Origin of the sequence: Paraburkholderia sp. SIMBA_030, assembly GCF_046535245.1 — a bacterium.
Lineage (GTDB): Bacteria > Pseudomonadota > Gammaproteobacteria > Burkholderiales > Burkholderiaceae > Paraburkholderia.
The window spans coordinates 1-230 of the sequence record NZ_JAWRXB010001806.1 but is presented as its reverse complement, the minus strand read 5'-3'; the positions used below and the strand labels follow the sequence as shown (position 1 = coordinate 230).

Genomic DNA, 230 nt, shown 5'->3' with positions numbered 1-230 from the left:
GCCATATACGGCCAGTCGATATATTAGATGTGCTTGAAAGAGAGACTGTAGAGCCAGTTGCTGAGCTCCTCCAAAAAAACATTACGGGTAAAAATGTACTTGTGACAGGGGCAGGTGGTTCTATTGGTAGTGAGCTGTGTAGACAAATCATGAAAAACAAACCTGCATGTTTGGTGTTATACGAGCAGTCTGAATATGCTTTGTACACAATCGATCAGGAACTTAGAAGC

General features: G+C 42.2%; 1 protein-coding gene. It reads left to right on the top strand.

The window, feature by feature from the left end:
• Window positions 1-230, top strand: a 230-nt coding sequence (locus tag SB772_RS46210; protein ID WP_410839295.1) for a polysaccharide biosynthesis protein, incomplete at both ends; no start/stop codon positions are given.